We start from the raw sequence: 2,430 nt of genomic DNA, 5'->3' as shown, positions 1-2,430 counted from the left end.
TTGTTTTCGTACAGAGCCTAGGCAGTTGAAGGTTGGCTAGAGATTTTTCCTGGCTTCTCGATTCGCAGCCGCGGCGCGTCGAAGTCAGTTCAGGCCTGGGCAGACAGCTCACGCAGTGCTCGCCCTGACAACCTCCCCGGATTAGCCGAGTGCTCCCCCGGGGGTATTGTGTCAGGCTATGCCGTTTTCACTCGTAGCTCCTAGTTTCGCTAGGAGCTTTTTCATGCTCAGGACGAGTCATTCAAGATGTTGATGAAGCTGGCGCCGAAGAAGCGGCGCAACCCACGTAATTTCTATCTGGGTATCGCTGCGGTGATACTGATTGCCGGGATTGGACGCTATTTCGCGCTCAAGGCTGAGCAGGAGAAGGTGGCCCAACAGGCGCTGCTGGTCGAGCGCCTCGCCCAGTTGGACGCGACCCTGCCAAAGAAACTGGATGCAATTACCACCCTTGAGTACGTCGGTTTGACGTACGGTGACACGATCTTCTACCGCTACAGGATCGACTTAGCAGCGAGCAGCCTCTCCGAGGAACGCAAGGCCAGCATGGAGGCGAGAATACGCCGTGATCTGGAACAACTGGCCTGCAAGGAACCGCAGTTGCTGGCGATGATGCGCAGGTTCAAGTTTCACCAGGAGCATTACTACCTGGCCAGGAACAGCACACTCTTTTCCATTGAGCTTCACCCTGAACAGTTGAACTGCCCAGGATGATGCCGATAAGGTGGTCGCCGTCGCTTGTTCATCGCCTCAGGCCATTCCCTAGACCGCAAGCGTCCAGCCAATCCGTCTTGCATGACTAGGCCGGCATCCACTTATGCGGCAGCAGCAGCTCGATCTCACTGGCTCGTTGCGTCGGCAACCGCGTCAGCACATCCTTGAGATAAGCATACGGATCATGCCCATTTATGCGCGCTGACTGGATCAAGCTCATGATCGCTGCTGCCCGCTTGCCGCTGCGCAGCGACCCAGCAAACAGCCAGTTCGACCGCCCAAGCGCCCAAGGCCGGATCAAGTTCTCGATCTGGTTGTTGTCGATGGGCACAGCACCATCTTCCAGGTAGCGCGTCAGCGCTAACCAGCGTTTAAGGCTGTAATCCAGGGCCTTGGCCGTGGCCGAACCCTCGGGCACAAGTTCGCGTTGGGCCAACATCCACTCATGCAGTTTTTCAGCAATGGGCACCGCTGTTTCCTGGCGTAGTCGCCAGCGATCTTCGTCGCTCATTTCCCTGGCATGTCGCTCGACCTCGTACAGGCCGCCGATTGAGTGCAACGCCTGCTCCGCCAACTGGCTTTTATTTGCTACATGCAGGTCGAAGAACTTGCGGCGCGCATGCGCCATGCAGCCGATTTCGGTGATGCCCAGCTCGAAGCTGGCCTTGTAGCCGGCGAAATCATCGCAGACCAGCTTGCCGTTCCATGTGCCTAGGAAGTTACGCGCATGTTCGCCGGCACGGCTGGGGCTGAAGTCGTAGACCACGGCCTTGAGTGCCGAGAATGGTGTGCTGCTGTAGGCCCAGACGTAAGCACGATGGGTTTTCTTCTCGCCTGGAGCGAGCATTTGTACCGGCGTTTCATCGGCGTGGACTATGCGTTGGGCCAGCACTGCTTCGCGCAGCGCATCGACCAGCGGCTGAAGCTGCACGCCGGTTTGACCCACCCACTGCGCCAGCGTCGAGCGCGGGATGGCTAGTCCGGCACGGCCGAAGATCTTTTCCTGTCGATAGAGCGGCAGATGGTCAGCGAACTTGGCAACCATCACGTGCGCCAGCAAGCCGGCGGTGGGGATGCCCTTGTCGATCACCTGCGGTGGTACCGGCGCCTGGATCAGCGTTTCGCACTGCCGGCAGGCCCATTTCCCACGCACATGCTGTTCGACGGTGAACACGCCCGGCGTGTAGTCCAGCTTCTCGCTGACATCTTCGCCAATACGCTGAAGCTGGCAGCCGCAGGTGCACTGGGTGTTCTCTGGCTCGTGGCTGATCACGGTGCGAGGGAGTTGCAGCGGCAACGGCGCACGCTTGGGTTGCTGGTGTGGTTCCGCCTGGGCGGGTGCTGGATGAAGTGCTTTTAACTCGGCCTCGATGGCCTCGAGGTCGGTATTGAGCAGGTCATCGAGCAAGCTGCCTTGCGCCGGGCTGATCTGCTCGCTGCGCTTGGCGAACTTGTGGCGTTTGAGAATGGCGATCTCGTGAGTGAGTTGCTCAATGATCGTTTCATCACGATGGATTTTTCTGTCCAGGGTGTCGACCTTGGACATCAACTGCGCAGCCAGCGTGCGCAGTTGTTCGGGAGTCATTTGGTCGAGATCGGGCAAGGAAGTCATGCCGTGGACTTTACCAAAGCAGCCCGACTGCTACAGCTAAAAGGCAGCGTTTAAAGCAATGTAATTGCGCCACCTGTACCTACTTGTCATCGCCAATGTAAAAC

The 2,430-nt window shown here is 58.4% G+C and carries 2 protein-coding genes; one reads left to right on the top strand and one right to left on the bottom strand.

Annotation, left to right across the window (positions count from 1 at the left end):
* Nucleotides 1–246: 246 nt before the first annotated feature.
* Nucleotides 247–714 carry a hypothetical protein gene (locus HX830_RS31875; RefSeq protein WP_177104820.1) on the top strand — a complete coding sequence of 156 codons (468 nt, stop codon included), beginning with the start codon at nt 247–249 and terminating at the stop codon, nt 712–714.
* Nucleotides 715–799: 85 nt separating this feature from the next.
* On the opposite strand, the gene tnpC is transcribed toward HX830_RS31875, so the two are convergent.
* Nucleotides 800–2,326 (bottom strand): IS66 family transposase, encoded by a 1,527-nt coding sequence (tnpC, locus tag HX830_RS31870; RefSeq protein WP_177104818.1) that lies wholly within the window; start codon nt 2,324–2,326, stop codon nt 800–802.
* Between the last annotated feature and the right edge of the window lie 104 nt (nt 2,327–2,430).

The sequence above is a fragment of the Pseudomonas gingeri genome (assembly GCF_013385425.1).
Classification (GTDB): Bacteria; Pseudomonadota; Gammaproteobacteria; order Pseudomonadales; family Pseudomonadaceae; genus Aquipseudomonas; species Aquipseudomonas gingeri_D.
This window is presented reverse-complemented; position numbering and strand designations above follow the sequence as displayed.

Excerpts from the sequence above, each read along its gene's own strand:
- HX830_RS31875 (WP_177104820.1), top strand. The coding sequence starts at position 247 with ATGTTGATGAAGCTGGCGCCGAAGAAGCGGCGCAACCCACGTAATTTC.
- tnpC (WP_177104818.1), bottom strand. The coding sequence starts at position 2,326 with ATGACTTCCTTGCCCGATCTCGACCAAATGACTCCCGAACAACTGCGC.